Origin of the sequence: Salmonella sp. SJTUF15591, from assembly GCF_043356435.1 — a bacterium.
GTDB classification, from domain to species: domain Bacteria; phylum Pseudomonadota; class Gammaproteobacteria; order Enterobacterales; family Enterobacteriaceae; genus Salmonella; species Salmonella enterica.
Genome location: NZ_JBEUJO010000013.1, coordinates 1 through 20,014, shown reverse-complemented (window position 1 = coordinate 20,014; position 20,014 = coordinate 1). Strand labels below are relative to the sequence as shown.

The window sequence follows — 20,014 nt, the reverse complement described above, 5'->3', positions numbered from 1 at the left end:
TTAGCTAACCTGGGAGATTCACTATGCAGTTTTCAACAACCCCAACGCTGGAAGGACAAAGCATCGTGGAGTATTGCGGTGTGGTAACGGGCGAAGCCATTTTAGGTGCCAATATTTTCCGCGATTTTTTCGCCGGCATTCGGGATATCGTCGGCGGACGTTCCGGCGCGTATGAGAAAGAGCTGCGTAAAGCGCGTGAAATCGCTTTCCAGGAACTTGGCGAGCAGGCTAAAGCGTTGGGCGCCGATGCGGTGGTAGGCATCGATATTGATTACGAAACTGTCGGCAAGGATGGCAGTATGCTGATGGTCAGCGTCAGCGGAACGGCGGTGAAAACGCGCCGATGAGAGCGCTACTGTGGCTGGTGGGTCTCGTGTTGCTGTTAACAGGCTGCGCGAGCGAAAAAGGAATTATCGATAAAGAGGGATATCAGCTTGATACCCGACATCGGGCGCAGGCGGCCTATCCGCGCATTAAAGTTCTGGTGATTCACTATACGGCGGAAAACTTTGACGTTTCGCTGGCGACGTTAACGGGTCGCAACGTCAGTTCGCATTACCTGATTCCCGCAACCCCGCCATTATATGGCGGTAAACCGCGCATCTGGCAACTGGTGCCGGAACAGGATCAGGCCTGGCATGCGGGCGTCAGTTTCTGGCGAGGCGCCACGCGTCTCAATGATACGTCTATTGGCATTGAGCTGGAAAATCGCGGCTGGCGAATGTCCGGCGGGGTGAAATCTTTCGCGCCGTTTGAATCCGCGCAAATTCAGGCATTGATTCCGTTAGCGAAGGACATTATCGCGCGCTATGACATCAAACCGCAGAATGTGGTGGCCCATGCGGATATCGCGCCGCAGCGTAAAGACGATCCCGGCCCGCGCTTCCCGTGGCGCGAGCTGGCGGCGCAGGGGATTGGCGCCTGGCCTGACGCCCAGCGTGTGGCGTTTTATCTGGCTGGACGCGCGCCGTATACGCCAGTCGATACCGCAACGGTGCTTGCGTTACTCTCGCGCTATGGTTATGAAGTCAAAGCCGATATGACGACACGCGAGCAGCAGCGGGTGATTATGGCGTTCCAGATGCACTTCCGTCCGGCGCAATGGAACGGTATCGCAGATGCCGAAACGCAGGCGATTGCCGAAGCATTACTGGAGAAGTACGGCCAGGATTAACGCGGTAAATTTCCGTGATCGCGTAGCCAGGCGGCGGTGCGTTCAATGCCTTCGTCCAGCGTGACGATGGGCTGGTAGCCCAGCTCTTCCTGCGCGCGAGTCGTATCGAGCGTAAAATCAAAATTCAGTTTTGACACGCCGTAATGCGTTAGCGGGGGCTCTTTGGCGGATTTTTTGCCGAAGCGCTCCATACTGCGGGCGATCATATCCAGCATCGGGTAAGGCACAGAGCGAATGCGGCAGTCGATAGTCAGTTCATCTATTAACTTTTGTACGATGCTGCGTAAGGTGCGGTTTTCGCCGTTAGTGATGTTATAAGCGCGGCCAGAAGGCAGATGATCGCAGCCCGGCTGGCTGGCCAGCCACATGGCGTGGATCGCATTTTCATAGTAGGTCATATCGACCAGCGCGCTGCCCCCGTGCGGTAATAAGACGCTACCGTAATGGTGCATCATATGCGCCAGACGTGGGATAAATACTTTATCGTGCGGGCCAAACAGGCTTTGCGGACGCAACACCGTAAAACGTGTTTGCGGATTAGCCTGCGCCAGCAGATTAATCACCTCTTCACCGGCGGCTTTACTGCGGGCGAACTCATTGGCAAACCGATGCGGACGGAAATCTTCTTTGATATCACGGTGATGGTGGTAATCAAAATAGAGTGAGGGAGAGGAGATATGAATAAAATTGCGTACGCCCCAGGCGACCGCCCATTCTCCCAGGCGGCGGGTGGCGCGAACATTCGCCAGATCGAAAGCTTGTTGGGTTCCCCAGGGCGAGGTAAAGCTGGAGCAGTGCCACAACGTGTCGATCCCGGCGAGCATCACTTTAGCCTGCGAGGAGACCAGTTCGGTTAAATCCGCATGGACGAATTCCGCGCCCATTTTTTCAAGCAGCTTGCCCATCGCTTCATTGCGACCCGTCGCTCTGACGCTGATGCCTTTATTGCGCAAAAATTCAACCGCGTTTCGACCTAAGCCGCTGGTGGCGCCGGTAACCAGTACCTTCATATCAATCCACTGTGTTTAATAAACCGTCGTGCGCATTCTTCCGTGAATTACGTCGGTATGCAATGGGAAACACGAAAGAATACAGCAACTTTTTCTCATTTTTCTGTGATTTGTTCTGCAAGTCGGGCAATACGCCTTGCCATTCCCCGGAAAATAAACAGGTGCGCCGGGATCATCAGTAGCCAGTAAATCAGGCCCGGCATTCCGTGTGGATGCCACCAGGCGCGCACGTCAATTTCGCGGTAGCGACCTTTATCGTGCAGCGTGAAGCTAAGCCGCCCCAGACCCGGCGCTTTCATGCCAAACAAGAGCGTGAGCTGTTTTTCTGGTTCGACAATGATCACTTTCCAGCTATCTACCGTATCGCCAGGCTTGAGCAAAGTATGCGACGGGCGGCCTTTCGCCAGTTTATGCCCCACCAGACGATCCATCGCGGCGCGCGTCTGCCACAAAATATTGCCGAAAAAATAGCCCTCTTTGCCACCCAGCCGATTTACGACCTGCCAGAGCGCCGATAGGCTGGCCGGGGTCTGCGCGGTAAAGCCCGCCTGCTTTGGAAAATAGCCGTATTCGGGACGCCAGCGGGCGAAGGCCAGCGCGTCGTAGCCCCAGTCGCTGGAGTTCACCAGTTTTTCTTCTTCTTTCAGCGTGCGGCGAACGGCGTCGTCAAAGGTGATAAGCGTTTGGGGGATCAACTTTTTTAACGCGGCGTCATCGGCCAGCAAATCGTGCCTTAACCCCTGGATTAAGGCTTTTGCGGTAGTCGGCGGCACGGAGGTAATGACGTTTAAAAACCAGACCGAAATCCAGCGGGTCGGAAAAGGCACCGGGATCAGCGGACGCCGTTTACCGCTGACGGCCATAAAACGTTCAAACTGCTGCTGATAGCTTAATACCTGCGGCCCGGCGGCTTCCAGGATACGATGCTTGTGCGCAGGGTGGTCCAGCAAGCCGACCAGGTAGTAGAGTAAATTTTCCAGAGCGATGGGCGTGGTGCGCGAACGCACCCAGCGCGGCGGCGTGAGTATTGGCAGGTTGTAAACCATGTCACGCATGACTTCGAAGGCGGCGGAGCCTGCGCCGACGATGATCCCGGCGCGTAATTCCGTCACCGGTACGCCTGCGTCGCGCAGCGTGTCAGCCGTAAGCTGGCGGGCGCGCAGGTGATCGGATTGCTCATGCGTCGGCGCCTGCAATGAACTGAGGAAAATAAGTTGTTTAACCGGCGTCTGGCGCAGCGCATCGCGCACGTTGAGCGCCGCCTGACGTTCATGGGCGATAAAATCGCCGCCTTCGCCCATGCCGTGTACCAGATAGTAAACGGTATCAACGTCGCGAAGCAGCGCGGGTAAATTTTCCGGCCAGTGCAGATCGACCTTATGACAACTGACGTTGGCGAGGCGCTGCTTTTCCAGACGTTCGACGCGCCGCGCCGCCGCCCGCACCTGATGCCCTTGCTGACTTAGCGCAAAGACCAGGTGCTGGCCGATATAGCCGCTGGCGCCGAGAACCAGAATGCGTTGCGCCACGTTGCTCTCCTTAGCGGGCTAAAAAGGCGCGCCAGTGGGCGACGACGTCGGCAAGCTGTTCGCGAGAGACATCCAGATGCGTCACCAGACGCACAATCGGCGCGGCGTTAATCAGGATATTCCGTTCCCGCAAATAGTCGCCAAGCGCGGCGGCCTGTGCTTCGCCAACGCGAACAAACAGCATATTCGTTTCGTGGCGCATGACCTCCGCGCCCGCTTCGCGAAGCTGCTGCGCCAGCCAGGCGGCGTTATCATGGTCCTCTTGCAGACGCGCCACGTTATGCTTCAGCGCATACAGTCCGGCCGCTGCCAGAATCCCGGCCTGACGCATTCCGCCGCCGACCATTTTACGCCAGCGCGTCGCGCGTTTAATGTAGTCGCGGTTGCCGACCAGCAGCGAACCGACCGGCGTTCCGAGACCTTTTGACAGGCAGATGGTAAAAGAGTCGCAATACTGCGTAATCTCTTTTAACTCACAGCCGTAGGCAACCACCGCGTTAAAAATTCGGGCGCCGTCAACGTGCAGCGCCAGTCCACGTTCGCGGGTAAATGTCCAGGCGTCTTTCAGATACGCGCGCGGCAGCACTTTCCCGTTATGCGTATTTTCCAGACTGAGCAAGCGCGTGCGCGCGAAGTGGATGTCATCCGCTTTAATCTTCGCCGCCACGTTCTCCAGCGGCAGCGTACCGTCCGCGGCGGCGTCGATGGGCTGCGGCTGAATGCTGCCGAGCACCGCAGCGCCGCCAGCTTCATAGAGATAATTATGCGCGCCCTGACCAACGATATACTCTTCGCCGCGTTCACAATGGCTAAGCAGCGCGACCAGATTGGCCTGGGTGCCGGTGGGTAAAAAAAGCGCCGCTTCTTTACCGGAAAGGTCGGCGGCGTAGCGCTGAAGGGCGTTAACGGTAGGGTCATCGCCGTATACGTCGTCCCCGACCGGGGCGGTCATCATCGCCTCGAGCATGGCGCGGCCCGGTCGGGTAACGGTATCACTGCGTAAATCAATCATGGCACATCCCTGGATTTTAAAAGGTGATGTGCACTGTTTTACCTTAGCCAGTTCGTTTTCGCTAGTTCGATCACTTCATCGCCGCGGCCGCTAATAATGGCGCGTAGCATGTACAGGCTAAAGCCTTTCGCTTGTTCCAGTTTGATCTGCGGCGGGATCGCCAGCTCTTCTTTTGCCACGACCACGTCAACCAGTACCGGGCCATCAATGGAAAACGCGCGCTGTAGCGCTCCGTCCACGTCTGCGGCTTTTTCCACGCGAATACCGGTAATGCCGCAGGCTTCGGCGATACGCGCGAAATTGGTGTCGTGCAGTTCGGTACCGTCGGTAAGGTAGCCGCCGGCTTTCATTTCCATCGCCACAAAGCCCAGCACGCTGTTATTAAAGACGACGATTTTTATCGGCAGCTTCATCTGTACCACCGAGAGAAAATCGCCCATCAGCATACTGAAGCCGCCATCACCGCACATCGCGATAACCTGCCGACCCGGCGCGGTGGCCTGAGCGCCGAGCGCCTGCGGCATGGCGTTGGCCATTGACCCGTGGTTAAACGAGCCCAGCAGGCGGCGCTTGCCGTTCATTTTTAGATAGCGGGCCGCCCAGACGGTCGGCGTGCCGACATCGCAGGTAAAAATAGCGTCGTCAGCGGCGAAATGGCTAATTTGTTGCGCCAGATATTGTGGATGGATGGCTTTATCGCTGAGTTTGGCTAAGTCATCAAGTCCCTTACGGGCGTCCCGATAGTGCTCCAGAGCTTTATCGAGGAATTTACGATTGCTTTTTTCTTCCACCAGCGGCAGCAGGGCGCGAAGCGTGGCTTTAATATCGCCCACCAGCGCCATGTCGACTTTGCTGTGTGCGCCAATACTGCCCGGGTTGATGTCAATCTGAATGATTTTGGCATCGCTCGGATAAAAGGCGCGGTAGGGGAACTGGGTGCCGAGCAGGATCAGCGTATCGGCGTTCATCATGGTGTGGAAGCCAGAAGAGAAGCCAATCAGGCCGGTCATTCCCACATCATAAGGGTTATCGTACTCAACGTGCTCTTTGCCGCGCAGGGCATGAACGATTGGCGCTTTTAGTTTTGCCGCCAACGCGACCAACTCCTCATGCGCGCCCGCGCAGCCGCTACCGCACATCAATGCGATATTGCTGGAGTAGCGCAGCAGTTGCGCCAGTTTTTTCAGCTCTTCCTCCGCCGGCGTGACGACGGGGAGCGGGGCATGGTACCAATGGGTGACGGCGTTTTCAGGCGCGGGTTTCAGCGCCACGTCACCCGGCAGTACGACCACGGAGACGCCGCGATTTAACACCGCTTTGCGCATGGCGATGGCGAGTACCTGCGGGATCTGCTCCGGGCTGGAAACCAACTCGCAATAGTGGCTGCATTCACGGAACAACTCCTGCGGGTGGGTCTCCTGGAAATAACCGCTGCCGATTTCACTGGACGGAATATGGGCGGCGATCGCCAGAACAGGGACGTGGTTACGGTGGCAATCAAACAGGCCATTGATCAGGTGCAGGTTGCCCGGTCCACATGAACCGGCGCACACTGCCAGCTCGCCGGTAAGCTGCGCTTGTGCGCCGGCGGCGAAAGCGGCGACCTCTTCGTGGCGGGTTGGCATCCATTCAATGGTTCCCATACGATTAAGACTATCGCTCAGGCCGTTCAGGGAATCGCCAGTGACGCCCCAGATTCGTTTTACGCCAGCCTGTTCCAGCGTTTTGGCGATAAAAGCAGCAACGGTTTGTTTCATGGTTCTCCATCTCCTTAAATGTGATAACGGTTACAAGTTTAGTTGAAGATGACGATGACGTTTTTCTTTGGCGAAGAGAGGGGCGAAAGGATGAAGCGAGTGGTAAATCGCCCGGTGGCGCTAACGCTTACCGGGCCTACGATGGAACGTTTACCGATTATGCGAGAACAAGATCGCCCTGCGGATGGCAGGAGCAGGCCAGTACGTAACCTTCGGCAATCTCCGCCTCGCTCAGCGTCATGGTGCTGCTCACCGTATAGTCGCCGGAAACGACTTTGGTTTTACAGCAGCCGCAAACACCTGCCCGACAGGCAGCGGCAACCGGTACTTTATTACTCTCCAGCGCCTCCAGCAGCGTCGTACCGATCGGAGCATAGAATTCCTGCGCTGGCTGTAGTTTGGTGAATTTCAGGCCGCTGGTTGCCGTTTCCGCCACCGGCGTGAAGAACTTCTCTTTAAAGAAGCGCGTTACGCCAAGCGCTTTCACTCCCTGTTCGACGAAATCCATATAGGGCGCCGGGCCGCAGGTCATGATGGTGCGCGATGTCAAATCCGGTACGCTCTGTAACAATTCCGTGGTCAGACGGCCCGCGACAAAACCTTCCGTGGCATGATTTTCCGCCACTAGCGTGACCGGATACTGTCGCCACTCGTCGGCAAAAATCACATCATCCGGCGAACGGACGTTAAAGATGACCTGCACATCGGCCTGCGGGCGGTATTTTGCCAGCCAGCGACGCATCGACATGATTGGCGTTACGCCACAACCGGCGGCGAGCAGCAGAAACTTATCTTCTGTTTTATCGTCACAGGTAAAATCGCCCATTGCATCAGACAGCCAGATGTAATCGCCGCGCTTGATGTCATGGGTCAACCACTGTGAACCCGTGCCATCTTCAATCCGACGAACGGTCAGCGTGATATATTCACTGACGCCCGGCGTAGACGAAAGGGTGTAGGCGCGCAGCGTTTCCGCTGAATTACGCACGCTCACCAGCGCATACTGCCCGGCGCGGTAAGGGTAGTAATCATGGCATAATAGCGCAATTGTCCATACATCCGGCGTCTCCTGACGGATGTGATGCACCTGCATTCGCCAGGGACACTGTGAGGTTGGCATCGTCATCATTGACCTCCTTACGCGCTCAGCAATTGCTTCATGTCTTCTTCAACGGTGGTCACGGAGCGCAGACCGAACTTCTCGTTGAGGATAGCCAGCAGATCCGGCGTGAAGAAGCCCGGCGCGGTCGGCCCGGTGACAATATTTTTCACGCCTAATGACAGCAGCGTTAGCAGAATCACGATCGCTTTCTGCTCAAACCAGGAGAGCACCAGCGATAGCGGCAGATCGTTGACGCCGCAGCCCAGTTTTTCCGCCAGCGTCACCGCCAGGATAATCGCGGAGTAAGCATCATTACACTGACCGGCATCGACCAGACGCGGCAGCCCTTCGATGTCGCCGAACTCCAGTTTATTGAAACGGTATTTACCGCACGCCAGGGTCAGGATCAGGCAGTCATCCGGTACGCTGGTGGCGAAATCGGTAAAGTAGTTACGCTCGCCGCGCGCGCCGTCACAGCCGCCGACCAGGAAGATGTGGCGCAGTTTTTCACGACTGACCAGATCGATGAGCGTATCGGCAGCGCCGAGCAGGGTCTGACGGCCAAAACCGACGGTGATGAGATGCGGAATTTCGCTATACGGGAAGCCCGCCATTTGCTGCGCCTGGGCAATGACCGGCCCGAAGTCATCGCCTTCAAGATGGCTAACGCCCGGCCAGCCGACGATGCTACGGGTCCAGATACGGTCGTCATAGCTGCCCACGGTCGGGTCGATAATGCAGTTAGAGGTCATCACGATTGGGCCAGGGAAGCGGGCGAATTCGACCTGCTGATTCTGCCAGCCGCTGCCGTAGTTACCGACCAGATGCTTGAATTTACGCAGTTCCGGATAGCCATGTGCGGGCAGCATTTCACCGTGAGTGTAGACGTTAACGCCGGTGCCTTCGGTCTGCTCCAGCAGGTTGTAGAGATCTTTCAGATCGTGACCGGAGATCAGAATGCACTTGCCTTCAGTCGCTTTGACGTTGACCTGAGTCGGCGTTGGGTGACCGTATTTGGTGGTTTCACCGGCATCCAGAATGCTCATCACTTTGAAGTTCATCTGGCCGATTTCCATTGCGCACTCCAGCAGCGCGTTCATGTCAGCAGGCCAGGTGCCCAGCCAGGCCATGATTTTGTGGTACTGCGCGTAAATGTCGTTGTCGTATTGACCGAGAACGTGCGCGTGCTCCATATACGCCGCCGCGCCTTTCAGACCGTACAGGCACAGCAGACGCAGGCCGAGGATGTTCTCGCCAATGGCGGCTTTGTCTTTATTCGGGGTAAATTCCGCCGCCTGACGTTGCAGGTCGCCCAGATCGTCGCTGACCAGTTGCAGATCGGCCATCGGATTGTCGCAATGCGCATTGGCATCCACGCTCAGGCACTGCGCTTTCAACGCTTCACGCAAGGCAATCGCTTCACGGGCGTAGCCGACGATACGCGGAGAGTCGAAGTTAACATTGGTCAGCGTGGAGAAAAACGCGCGCGGCGCAAAGTTATCAACGTCGTGATTAATGATGCCATATTCACGGGCCTTCACCGCCCAGGCAGACAAACCTTGCAAAGCCGCAATCAGCAGATCCTGCAGATCGGACGTTTCAGCTGTTTTACCGCACATTCCCTGCGCGTAGGAGCAGCCGTTTCCGGCTGGTGTACGAATGGTTTGTTCACATTGCACACAAAACATGGTCACACCTTTTAAAGTTATATTTGATATACATGTTTAAGGTTATGCCTGTGAACAAAGGGATAAAAGGGATTTCTGCCATAATGTGCAAGGAGATTGATTTAGCGCAATTTTGGCGGCAGATGCCTACCGCCAAAGAGGTATCAGGCCGAGAAGAACGCCATTAAGAGGGGGACCAGCAGGCTGAGGATAAAGCCATGTACGATAGCCGCCGGAACAATCTCTACGCCGCCGGAGCGCTGTAATACCGGCAACGTAAAGTCCATTGAAGTCGCTCCGCACAGGCCCAACGCCGTTGAACGGCTGCGGCGAACCAGGCCGGGAATAAGCATAATGGCTAAGAGCTCGCGGGCCAGATCGTTAAAAAATGCCGCGCTGCCGATAACCGGTCCAAACGACTCCGTCAGCAAAATACCGGAAAGAGAGTACCAGCCGAAACCTGACGCCATCGCCAGGGCGGTTTTTAGCGGTAAGTCCAGGATAAACGCATTAATCACGCCGCCCAGTAATGAGCTTGCCACGACAACGACCGCGACCATCATTCCCCGGCGGTTAAGCACAATTTGCTTTAAGGTCATGCCGCTATTTCGTAGCTGAATCCCCACCAGGAACAATAAAAAGATCAGCGTATATTCACTGGCTTCGGTGGCGTGCTGTAAAACAGAGAGTCCGCTCAGACCGATAACAAACCCCAATACCACTACGCCGCACAGTTGCAGCGACTCCAGCGCCATGGCAATACGCGAAGGCAGTTTTTCCTGCTGATGATGGTGACGCCACGGGAGGATACGTTCCAGCCACAATAAGGCGGCGATATTACACAATAAAATAATCGTAATACTGACGGCGGAATAATGAAAAATCGCCACCAGATTACTGGCGAGGTTATCCAAAAACGCCAGGCTTATTCCCATAAAAAAGAGAATAAGATACACGATCCAGCTCAGTAGCCGGTTAATGAGTTGTAATGCGGCTTTATGTCGCAGTGGAATGAGATAGCCCACAATCAGTGGAACCAGAATGATTAAAAGTCCTGAAAACATGAACAGCCGGGCCCTTTTTTATTGTTTGAATAGCGTACATGACACTACCGAATTCCAGACTATCAGTAAAGCGACACCGTCAGCCGTACATTTATCAGACATTTGCCCCAGGCAAAGGGGGGGAATATCACGCCAGGCGGACGCATTTGCCGTTATACTGCGGTGAATTTTATGGAGTGATGACGTTTTTCTGGAGGAAGCATGATTCTCGAACGCGTTGAAATAGTAGGATTTCGCGGTATCAACCGACTGTCGTTGATGCTGGAGCAAAACAACGTGCTGATTGGGGAAAACGCCTGGGGAAAATCCAGCCTGCTGGATGCGCTGACTCTGTTATTGTCGCCGGAACTCGATCTTTACCATTTTGTCCGTGAGGATTTCTGGTTTCCGCCTGGCGACATAAAAGGACGCGAGCATCACCTGCATATTATTCTGACTTTTCGCGAAACGCAGCCAGGGCGGCATCGGGTACGTCGTTATAGAGCGCTGGAAGCATGCTGGTCGCCTTGCGAGGATGATTTTCACCGTATTTTTTATCGGCTAGAGGGCGAATGCGGCGCCGATGGCAGCGTGATGACGTTGCGCAGTTTTCTCAATAGCGATGGGCAGCCATTGCCGGTGGAAAATATTAACGATCAGGTGCGCCACCTGGTTCGTTTGATGCCAGTGCTACGTTTGCGCGATGCGCGTTTTATGCGACGTATTCGCAACGGTACGGTGCCCAATGTGCCGGATGTTGAAGTCACGGCCCGGCAACTGGATTTTCTGGCGCGTGAGCTGGCGACCCGGCCGCAAAATTTAACCGACGGGCAGATTCGCCAGGGACTGTCCGCGATGGTGCAACTGCTTGAACACTATTTCTCAGAGCAGGGCGCAGGACAGGCGCGTCACCGACTCATGCGCCGACGTTCGCAAAATGAGCAGCGTAGCTGGCGCTATCTGGATATTATTAATCGGATGATCGACAAACCGGGCAGCCGGTCGCATCGGGTGATCCTGCTGGGGCTTTTCTCCACGCTGTTACAGGCGAAAGGGACGCTGCGGTTACATAAAGACGCGCGACCATTACTGCTGGTGGAAGATCCGGAAACCCGTTTACATCCCATTATGCTTTCAGTCGCCTGGCAATTGCTCAATCTGTTACCGCTACAGCGGATAGCGACAACCAACTCAGGCGAATTGCTCTCGCTAACGCCGGTGGAGCATGTCGTACGGCTGGTGCGCGAATCTTCCCGCGTCGCCGCCTGGCGTCTGGGCCCGGGCGGGTTAAGCGCGGAAGATGGACGGCGCATCGCCTTTCATATCCGCTTTAATCGCGCATCGTCGCTGTTTGCGCGTTGCTGGCTACTGGTGGAAGGCGAGACGGAAACCTGGGTTATTAATGAGCTGGCGCGTCAGTGTGGTCATCATTTTGATGCGGAGGGCATTAAAGTCATTGAGTTTGCTCAGTCTGGCCTGAAACCGCTGGTGAAGTTCGCCCGCCGTATGGGAATCGAGTGGCATGTCCTGGTGGATGGCGACGAAGCGGGGAAAAAATATGCCGCGACGGTCCGCAGTCTGCTTAATAACGATCGGGAAGAAGAACGCGAACATCTCACGGCGCTGCCTGCGCTGGATATGGAACATTTTATGTATCGTCAGGGCTTTGCCGATGTTTTTCACCGGGTTGCGCAGCTTCCGCCTAATGTGCCGATGAATACCCGGAAAATTATCACTAAAGCTATCCACCGCTCGTCAAAGCCGGATTTGGCGATTGAAGTCGCGATGGAAGCCGGGCGGCGGGGAATTGACGCCGTGCCGCCGCTGTTCAGAAAGATGTTCTCGCGCGTGGTTTGGCTGGCGCGGGGCCGGGCGGATTAACGTTTGAATGTGGCCGGAACCTGTTCGACGACGCTATCGAGTAACGCATAGCGGCGGCGATACTCGGCCCGTTTTTTACTGGCGATCTCCGCTTCGCTTTTTCGGGCGATCGCCAGCGGCAGCGCATAGTAATTCCCTTTAATTCTTTCACCGCCTAACGATTCCCAAAACGCGTCATAGTCGGCATGCATTTGCGTCTTTTTATCCATGTATCGCCAGCTACGGTAAACGTGCGCATCGTTACTCACAGCTATAATCTTTTCTGCCTGAAAGACTTGCGCAAACTGACAGAGAGCCTCCATCACGATGCGTTTGGGAAAAAGACCATGGCAGGCTTTGGTCGCCTGCTGGATAATTTCGTGAGGGACGTCGTTTGCCGCGCCCTGTAATCCGCCGATAAATAGTGTGCGTTGTTGGTTAAAGCGACACAGAGTAAATGTGATCTCTGCCAGAATACGTAACTGTGCGTCGCGAACAACAACAGTGCTTTCACCTTCTTTATCCAGTGAGACCAGACTGACTAAATCAAGTTGAAACAACTCGCCGGTTTTAGTTTCAAATTTAGCAAGATTCAGGCCATACTGACTTAAATAGCTAACTTGTTGTTCCCGCGATAAAAGTTGGCGCATCTGTTGATAATGAAAACACAGCGCATCTAAGGCGAAATCGCGTTTAATATTTACAGCCATATAAGGACGATGTAGCCGAATAGGCAAACGCGGCTGACGAGCAAGTAACGTATTTAACTCCGGCCATTGGGTGAGATTGGTCAGTAATTGGCTGGTCGCACGCGGCATGACTAATGAGCGGATTAAAAACTTGCGACGAAAGCTGGCTTTACGCCAGAATTTTCCTGGCTGTAATTGCCCGCGCGTCAGACGAATAAATAATTGTAAAGGAGAGATGTAATCTGAGGTGTACCAGGTATTATCTGTAAGCTGTGTCATGATCGTAATCCGCGACATAAGATTGTCGAGATTGAACCACAGGAAACATTAACCAATCGTCAATACAGCCGACGCTATCTTTATTGCGTCAGCTTTGTTTAGATACGGTTTACTTTCTGGTTGAAATTTTGCCGTCAGGGTTTCTATGCGTGCTAAGGGAAAGAAATTTAAAAAGCGTTATCTGGTCATTATTTTAATTCTTTTAGTGGGGGGGATGGTTAGCTGGCGAATGATAAATGCGCCGCTGCCAACTTATCAGACATTAATCGTGCGGCCAGGCGATCTTGAACAGAGTGTACTGGCGACTGGAAAACTGGACGCGTTGCGTAAAGTGGATGTCGGCGCGCAGGTGAGCGGCCAGTTGAAAACGCTGCTGGTCTCCATTGGCGATAACGTTAAAAAAGATCAGCTACTCGGCGTGATTGATCCGGATCAGGCGGAGAACCAGATAAAAGAGGTCGAGGCCACCCTGATGGAGCTGAACGCAGAGCGTCAGCAGGCAGCCGCTGAGTTAAAGCTGGCGCGGGTTACGCTGGCGCGCCAGCAGCAGTTAGCTAAGACTCAGGCGGTATCGCAACAGGATCTGGATACCGCGGCGACGGAGATGGCGGTTAAACAGGCGCGTATTGGCACCATAGATGCCCAGATCAAACGTAATCGGGCCTCGTTGGACACCGCGAAAACCAACCTGGAATATACCCGTATTGTTGCTCCCATGGCGGGGGAAGTGACGCAAATCACTACCCTGCAAGGACAAACGGTGATTGCAGCTCAGCAGGCGCCCAATATTCTGACGCTGGCGGATATGAGCACTATGCTGGTAAAAGCGCAGGTCTCGGAAGCGGACGTGATCCATCTTCGGGCGGGGCAGAAAGCATGGTTCACCATTGCAGGCGATCCGCAAACGCGCTATGAAGGCGTTTTAAAAGATATTCTGCCGACGCCGGAAAAGATCAACGATGCTATTTTTTATTACGCCCGGTTTGAAGTGCCGAATCCCAAAAGAATCTTGCGTCTTGATATGACCGCACAGGTTTATATTCAACTCATGGATGTCAAAAATGTGTTGATTATTCCTCTCGCCGCGCTTGGCGAACCGGTGGGCGGCAATCGTTATAAAGTGGCGCTGTTGCGTAACGGCGAAAAACGTGAGCGCGAAGTGATCATTGGCGAGCGTAACGATACAGACGTGGAAGTGGTTAAAGGTCTGGAAGCGGGCGATGAGGTGATCATCGGTGAGAGCAGGCCAGGAGCGACGCCATGACGGCATTGCTTGAACTGCGCAATGTGAGTCGCAGCTACCCCTCCGGAGAAGAGCAGGTGGCGGTGTTGAAAGATATCTCCCTGCAAATCCACGCCGGGGAGATGGTGGCGATCGTCGGCGTTTCCGGTTCTGGAAAATCAACGCTGATGAATATCCTCGGGTGCCTGGATAAACCGACCAGCGGCACTTATCGGGTGGCGGGGCGGGACGTCTCGACGCTGGACCCGGACGCGCTGGCGCAGCTGCGGCGTGAGCATTTTGGCTTTATCTTTCAGCGCTACCATCTATTGTCGCATTTAACGGCAGCGCAAAATGTTGAAATCCCCGCCGTCTACGCCGGCATTGAACGCAAAAAACGCCAGACGCGCGCCAGAGAGTTGCTTTTGCGGCTGGGATTAAGCGATCGCGTCGATTACCCACCTTCACAGCTTTCTGGCGGACAGCAGCAGCGTGTCAGTATTGCCCGCGCGCTGATGAACGGCGGACAGGTGATTCTGGCGGATGAGCCGACCGGCGCGCTGGATAGCCATTCCGGCGAAGAGGTGATGGCGATTTTGCGCCAACTGCGCGATCGCGGACATACGGTGATCATTGTGACGCACGATCCGCTGATTGCCGCCCAGGCGGAGCGGATTATTGAAATTCACGATGGCAAGATTGTCCATAATCCGCCCGCGCAGGAAAAGAAACGCGAACAGGGCGTTGACGCTGCCGTAGTTAATACGGCTCCCGGCTGGCGGCAATTTGCCAGCAGCTTTCGCGAAGCGCTGTCGATGGCGTGGTTAGCGATGGCCGCTAACAAAATGCGTACTTTACTGACCATGCTGGGAATTATTATCGGTATTGCGTCGGTGGTGTCGATTGTGGTGGTCGGCGACGCCGCAAAACAGATGGTACTGGCGGATATCCGCGCTATGGGCACTAACACGATTGATATTCATCCAGGCAAAGATTTTGGCGACGACAACCCGCAGTATCGACAGGCGCTGAAATATGACGATCTGGTCGCTATTCAGAAACAGCCGTGGGTTAACTCTGCGACGCCCAGCGTTTCAAAGAGCTTACGTCTTCGCTATGGCAATATTGATATTGCCGTAAATGCTAATGGCGTCAGTGGCGATTATTTTAACGTTTACGGCATGTCCTTTAGGGAGGGGAACACCTTCAATGCTGTACAGCAACAGGATCGCGCGCAGGTGGTGGTGCTGGATGCCAACACGCGACGCCAGCTATTTCCAAATAAAGCGAATGTCGTAGGGGAAGTGGTGCTGGTGGGTAATATGCCGGTTATTGTTATTGGCGTGGCGGAAGAGAAACCGTCCATGTACGGCAATAGCAATCTGTTGCAAGTTTGGTTGCCCTATAGCACGATGTCAGATCGCATAATGGGACAGTCATGGCTTAACTCGATCACCGTTCGTGTGAAAGATGGCGTTGATAGCGATCAGGCTGAACAGCAGCTTACCCGCCTGCTCACCTTACGCCACGGTAAAAAAGACTTCTTCACCTGGAATATGGACAGCGTCCTGAAAACAGCTGAAAAAACCACCTATACTCTTCAGTTATTTCTGACGCTGGTGGCCGTCATTTCGCTGGTTGTCGGCGGCATCGGCGTTATGAATATTATGCTGGTTTCCGTCACCGAGCGAACGCGTGAAATCGGCATCCGTATGGCGGTAGGCGCGCGCGCCAGCGATGTGCTACAGCAGTTTCTTATTGAAGCGGTGCTGGTTTGCCTGGTTGGGGGAGCGCTGGGGATTAGCTTGTCGATGTTCATCGCATTTATGCTACAGCTTTTCCTGCCCGGCTGGGAGATCGGTTTTTCACTGACTGCTCTGGCGAGCGCGTTTTTATGTTCGACGTTTACCGGGATACTGTTTGGCTGGCTACCGGCGAGAAACGCGGCGCGACTGGACCCGGTGGATGCGCTGGCAAGGGAGTAATCTTGCTGACGTCATTTGTCGGCCTGATAAGATGCAACGGTGTTGCTATCAGGCACTGGCGTTAAATAAAAATGCCAGCCGATCGGGCTGGCATTTTGCCTCCTGGATGTACACAATGAGACAGAGGAGCTATGCAACGGCCTCTGCTTCGATGGGCACGATGACGCTGGCGTGATTGCCTTTTGGCCCCTGGTGGACATCAAACCGGACAGACTGTCCGGCTTTAAGCGTTCTGTAACCATCCATTTGAATGGTGGAATAATGGGCGAAAATATCCTCGCCGCCGCCTTCAGGGCAGATGAAACCAAACCCTTTGGCATTGTTGAACCACTTTACAGTACCCGTTTCCATGCTTCGACATCCTTCGTAAATCTTATATAAGTAAGATGGAATGAACCGGTGACGGAGTGGGGGCTGTTCAAAACCTCACCAACTCTCGACATTACAATTTAGAGAAATCAGGCGAGGCGTCAAGCATCAGGCAGGGGGGATCGGGTAAAAATGAATCAAAAATTTGAAGCAGTTAACGCTATTGCCGGGAATGTGACAGATGTCGCGGATGGTACTGATAGATGTTAGTTATCTATCAATTGAGGTAGATTGATTGTGTGCATAGACTCTGGTCAGCGGCAGATTTTTCTGCCGACAACCGTAACCGATAATGACGACTGACAATGGGTAAGACGAACGATTGGCTGGATTTTGACCAGTTGGTGGAAGATAGCGTGCGCGACGCGCTAAAACCGCCATCTATGTATAAAGTGATATTAGTCAATGATGACTACACTCCGATGGAGTTTGTTATTGACGTGTTACAAAAATTCTTTTCTTATGATGTAGAACGTGCAACGCAATTGATGCTTGCAGTTCACTATCAAGGCAAAGCCATCTGCGGCGTGTTCACCGCCGAGGTGGCGGAAACCAAAGTGGCGATGGTGAACAAGTATGCAAGGGAGAACGAGCATCCGTTGCTGTGTACGCTGGAAAAAGCCTGAATGCAGGTATAAAAATTGGGGGAGGTGCCTATGCTCAATCAAGAACTGGAACTCAGTTTAAACATGGCTTTCGCCAGAGCGCGCGAGCACCGTCATGAGTTTATGACCGTCGAGCATCTGTTGCTGGCGCTGCTCAGCAACCCATCGGCTCGCGAAGCGCTGGAAGCATGCTCCGTGGATCTGGTGGCGCTCCGTCAGGAACTCGAAGCCTTCATTGAACAAACCACACCCGTACTGCCTGCCAGTGAAGAAGAGCGTGATACGCAGCCGACGTTAAGTTTCCAGCGTGTCCTGCAACGTGCCGTCTTCCACGTTCAGTCTTCCGGGCGTAGTGAAGTGACTGGCGCGAATGTGCTGGTGGCTATCTTTAGCGAACAGGAATCACAGGCGGCTTATCTGCTGCGTAAGCATGAAGTGAGCCGTCTGGATATCGTGAACTTTATTTCTCACGGGACGCGAAAAGACGAACCGAGCCAATCTTCCGATCTCGGCAATCAGCCAACTGGCGACGAACAAGCTGGCGGGGAGGAACGTATGGAAAACTTCACGACGAATCTTAACCAACTTGCTCGCGTGGGCGGCATCGATCCGCTGATTGGTCGTGAAAAAGAACTGGAACGCGCGATCCAGGTCTTGTGTCGTCGCCGTAAAAATAACCCGTTGCTGGTAGGGGAATCCGGCGTCGGCAAAACGGCGATTGCCGAAGGGTTGGCCTGGCGTATCGTGCAGGGCGATGTGCCGGAAGTGATGGCCGATTGCACCATTTACTCTCTGGATATCGGTTCGCTGCTGGCGGGCACCAAATACCGCGGCGATTTTGAAAAACGGTTTAAGGCGTTGCTGAAACAGCTTGAGCAGGATACCAACAGCATCCTGTTTATCGATGAAATCCATACCATTATCGGCGCTGGCGCGGCGTCGGGCGGACAGGTGGATGCGGCAAATCTGATTAAACCGCTGCTTTCCAGCGGTAAGATCCGGGTGATCGGCTCAACGACCTATCAGGAATTCAGCAATATTTTTGAGAAAGACCGCGCATTAGCGCGCCGTTTCCAGAAAATTGATATTACCGAGCCTTCGGTGGAAGAGACGGTGCAAATTATCAACGGCTTGAAACCTAAGTACGAAGCGCACCACGACGTGCGTTATACCGCGAAAGCGGTGCGTGCGGCGGTCGAGCTGGCGGTAAAATATATCAATGATCGCCATCTGCCGGATAAAGCCATTGACGTGATTGACGAAGCGGGCGCTCGGGCGCGTCTGATGCCGGTGAGCAAACGTAAGAAAACGGTCAACGTGGCGGATATTGAGTCCGTAGTGGCGCGAATTGCGCGAATTCCTGAAAAGAGCGTCTCGCAGAGCGATCGCGATACGCTGAAGAACCTGGGCGATCGTCTGAAAATGCTGGTCTTCGGCCAGGATAACGCGATTGAGGCGCTGACCGAAGCTATTAAGATGAGTCGTGCGGGTCTGGGCCATGAGCATAAACCTGTCGGCTCATTCTTGTTCGCCGGGCCAACTGGCGTAGGGAAAACTGAAGTTACGGTACAGCTTTCAAAAGCGCTGGGTATTGAGCTGTTGCGCTTCGATATGTCTGAATATATGGAGCGTCATACGGTGAGCCGTTTGATCGGCGCACCTCCGGGATACGTCGGTTTCGACCAAGGCGGGCTGCTGACGGATGCGGTGATTAAGCATCCTCATGCGGTGCTGTTGCTGGATGAGATCGAAAAAGCGCACCCGGATGTCTTTAACCTGCTGCTGCAGGTGATGGATAACGGTACGCTGACCGATAACAACGGCCGTAAGGCGGATTTCCGCAATGTGGTGCTGGTGATGACCACCAACGCCGGCGTGCGAGAAACCGAACGTAAATCTATTGGTCTTATTCATCAGGACAACAGTACCGATGCGATGGGCGAGATCAAGAAAGTGTTTACGCCGGAGTTCCGTAACCGTCTCGACAACATTATTTGGTTCGATCATCTGTCTGGCGAGGTGATTCATCAGGTTGTCGATAAGTTTATCGTCGAGTTGCAGGCTCAGTTGGATCAGAAAGGCGTCTCCCTGGAAGTCAGTCAGGAAGCGCGCGACTGGCTGGCGGAAAAGGGCTATGACCGGGCAATGGGCGCACGACCAATGGCGCGTGTGATTCAGGATAACCTGAAAAAACCGCTGGCCAATGAGTTGTTGTTTGGATCGCTGGTTGACGGCGGACAGGTCACCGTCGCGCTGGATAAAGAGAAAAATGCGTTGACGTATGGCTTCCAGAGTGCGCAAAAGCACAAGCCGGAAGCCGCGCATTAATCTTCGTTTCACTGCCGTACAAACCGGGCCTTAGCGCCCGGTTTTTTTATGCCGGCTAATAGTTAGCCTGATGGCGTTGTGCTCGCGGTAGGCGGATAAGGCGCTTGTAAATTGCGTCATCATCCGGTAATCGACGGGTCACATATAAGCAAAAAGCCCGTACTTCTGTACAGGCTCTCAACTTAAATATGGCGGTGAGGGGGGGATTGACTCGCTTTGCTCGCCCCTTCGGGGCAGCCCGTTCGCTGTGCGCCCGGTCTGTCCAACTGGCTGCGCCAGTTGTCGAACCCCGGTCGGTGGTTCTCATCCCCCCTTGGTTTGGGGGATACATATAAGCAAAAAGCCCGTACTTCTGTACAGGCTCTCAACTTAAATATGGCGGT

The 20,014-nt window shown here is 54.3% G+C and carries 17 protein-coding genes; 8 read left to right on the top strand and 9 right to left on the bottom strand.

Annotation, left to right across the window (positions count from 1 at the left end):
* Positions 1-23 precede the first annotated feature (23 nt).
* A complete protein-coding gene (locus ABVM99_RS21730) occupies positions 24-347 on the top strand; it encodes a heavy metal-binding domain-containing protein (protein WP_001160725.1) in 324 nt (107 codons plus the stop codon).
* A complete protein-coding gene (locus ABVM99_RS21725; RefSeq protein ID WP_023195432.1) occupies positions 344-1,174 on the top strand; it encodes an N-acetylmuramoyl-L-alanine amidase in 831 nt (276 codons plus the stop codon). The genes ABVM99_RS21730 and ABVM99_RS21725 overlap by 4 nt, the downstream gene beginning before the upstream one ends.
* On the opposite strand, the gene ABVM99_RS21720 is transcribed toward ABVM99_RS21725, so the two are convergent.
* From ABVM99_RS21720 to ABVM99_RS21690, 7 genes are all read right to left on the bottom strand, one after another.
* Entirely contained in the window at positions 1,171-2,184 is a 1,014-nt protein-coding gene (locus ABVM99_RS21720; RefSeq protein ID WP_000866907.1) for an NAD(P)-dependent oxidoreductase, read from the bottom strand. The genes ABVM99_RS21725 and ABVM99_RS21720 overlap by 4 nt on opposite strands.
* Before the next feature lie 95 nt (positions 2,185-2,279).
* Positions 2,280-3,713 carry an SDR family oxidoreductase gene (locus ABVM99_RS21715; RefSeq protein ID WP_023195431.1) on the bottom strand — a complete coding sequence of 478 codons (1,434 nt, stop codon included), beginning with the start codon at positions 3,711-3,713 and terminating at the stop codon, positions 2,280-2,282.
* A 10-nt stretch (positions 3,714-3,723) separates the two neighbouring features.
* Positions 3,724-4,725: a low-specificity L-threonine aldolase gene (ltaE, locus tag ABVM99_RS21710; protein WP_000566346.1), complete on the bottom strand. Its 1,002-nt coding sequence runs from the start codon at positions 4,723-4,725 to the stop codon at positions 3,724-3,726.
* A gap of 38 nt (positions 4,726-4,763) precedes the next feature.
* Positions 4,764-6,482: a ubiquinone-dependent pyruvate dehydrogenase gene (poxB, locus tag ABVM99_RS21705; RefSeq protein WP_001728981.1), complete on the bottom strand. Its 1,719-nt coding sequence runs from the start codon at positions 6,480-6,482 to the stop codon at positions 4,764-4,766.
* Positions 6,483-6,639: 157 nt separating this feature from the next.
* On the bottom strand, positions 6,640-7,608 hold the full coding sequence (hcr, locus tag ABVM99_RS21700; protein ID WP_023195430.1) for an NADH oxidoreductase: 969 nt from the start codon (positions 7,606-7,608) through the stop codon (positions 6,640-6,642).
* Positions 7,609-7,619: 11 nt separating this feature from the next.
* Positions 7,620-9,272 carry a hydroxylamine reductase gene (gene hcp, locus ABVM99_RS21695; RefSeq protein ID WP_000458776.1) on the bottom strand — a complete coding sequence of 551 codons (1,653 nt, stop codon included), beginning with the start codon at positions 9,270-9,272 and terminating at the stop codon, positions 7,620-7,622.
* Between the two features lie 143 nt (positions 9,273-9,415).
* Positions 9,416-10,315, bottom strand: a complete 900-nt coding sequence (locus ABVM99_RS21690) for a lysine exporter LysO family protein (RefSeq protein WP_000491118.1) — start codon at positions 10,313-10,315, stop codon at positions 9,416-9,418.
* A 201-nt stretch (positions 10,316-10,516) separates the two neighbouring features.
* Here ABVM99_RS21690 and ABVM99_RS21685 point away from each other — a divergent pair, with 201 nt between their 5' ends.
* Entirely contained in the window at positions 10,517-12,175 is a 1,659-nt protein-coding gene (locus ABVM99_RS21685) for an ATP-dependent endonuclease (protein ID WP_000599770.1), read from the top strand.
* On the opposite strand, the gene ABVM99_RS21680 is transcribed toward ABVM99_RS21685, so the two are convergent.
* Complete coding sequence (locus ABVM99_RS21680; protein WP_042949789.1) at positions 12,172-13,122, bottom strand: VirK/YbjX family protein; 951 nt, start codon at positions 13,120-13,122, stop codon at positions 12,172-12,174. The genes ABVM99_RS21685 and ABVM99_RS21680 overlap by 4 nt on opposite strands.
* A 145-nt stretch (positions 13,123-13,267) precedes the next feature.
* Here ABVM99_RS21680 and macA point away from each other — a divergent pair, with 145 nt between their 5' ends.
* Positions 13,268-14,386: a macrolide transporter subunit MacA gene (gene macA, locus ABVM99_RS21675; protein WP_001201760.1), complete on the top strand. Its 1,119-nt coding sequence runs from the start codon at positions 13,268-13,270 to the stop codon at positions 14,384-14,386.
* On the top strand, positions 14,383-16,329 hold the full coding sequence (macB, locus tag ABVM99_RS21670) for a macrolide ABC transporter ATP-binding protein/permease MacB (RefSeq protein WP_023194682.1): 1,947 nt from the start codon (positions 14,383-14,385) through the stop codon (positions 16,327-16,329). Before macA ends, macB begins: the two co-directional genes overlap by 4 nt.
* A 129-nt stretch (positions 16,330-16,458) precedes the next feature.
* Here macB and cspD read toward each other — a convergent pair whose 3' ends face one another.
* The gene (gene cspD, locus ABVM99_RS21665) at positions 16,459-16,680 is read right to left on the bottom strand and encodes a cold shock-like protein CspD (protein WP_000447499.1); all 222 of its coding nucleotides are present in this window, start codon (positions 16,678-16,680) and stop codon (positions 16,459-16,461) included.
* 150 nt (positions 16,681-16,830) lie between these two features.
* Between cspD and ABVM99_RS21660 the strand changes: the two genes are divergently transcribed.
* The 3 genes from ABVM99_RS21660 (at position 16,831) to clpA (ending at position 19,631) form a co-directional block, all read left to right on the top strand.
* Positions 16,831-16,908: a hypothetical protein gene (locus tag ABVM99_RS21660; protein ID WP_212742690.1), complete on the top strand. Its 78-nt coding sequence runs from the start codon at positions 16,831-16,833 to the stop codon at positions 16,906-16,908.
* A 95-nt stretch (positions 16,909-17,003) separates the two neighbouring features.
* Complete coding sequence (clpS, locus tag ABVM99_RS21655; protein ID WP_000520789.1) at positions 17,004-17,324, top strand: ATP-dependent Clp protease adapter ClpS; 321 nt, start codon at positions 17,004-17,006, stop codon at positions 17,322-17,324.
* 30 nt (positions 17,325-17,354) lie between these two features.
* The gene (gene clpA, locus ABVM99_RS21650) at positions 17,355-19,631 is read left to right on the top strand and encodes an ATP-dependent Clp protease ATP-binding subunit ClpA (RefSeq protein ID WP_000934064.1); all 2,277 of its coding nucleotides are present in this window, start codon (positions 17,355-17,357) and stop codon (positions 19,629-19,631) included.
* The last annotated feature ends 383 nt before the right edge of the window (positions 19,632-20,014 follow it).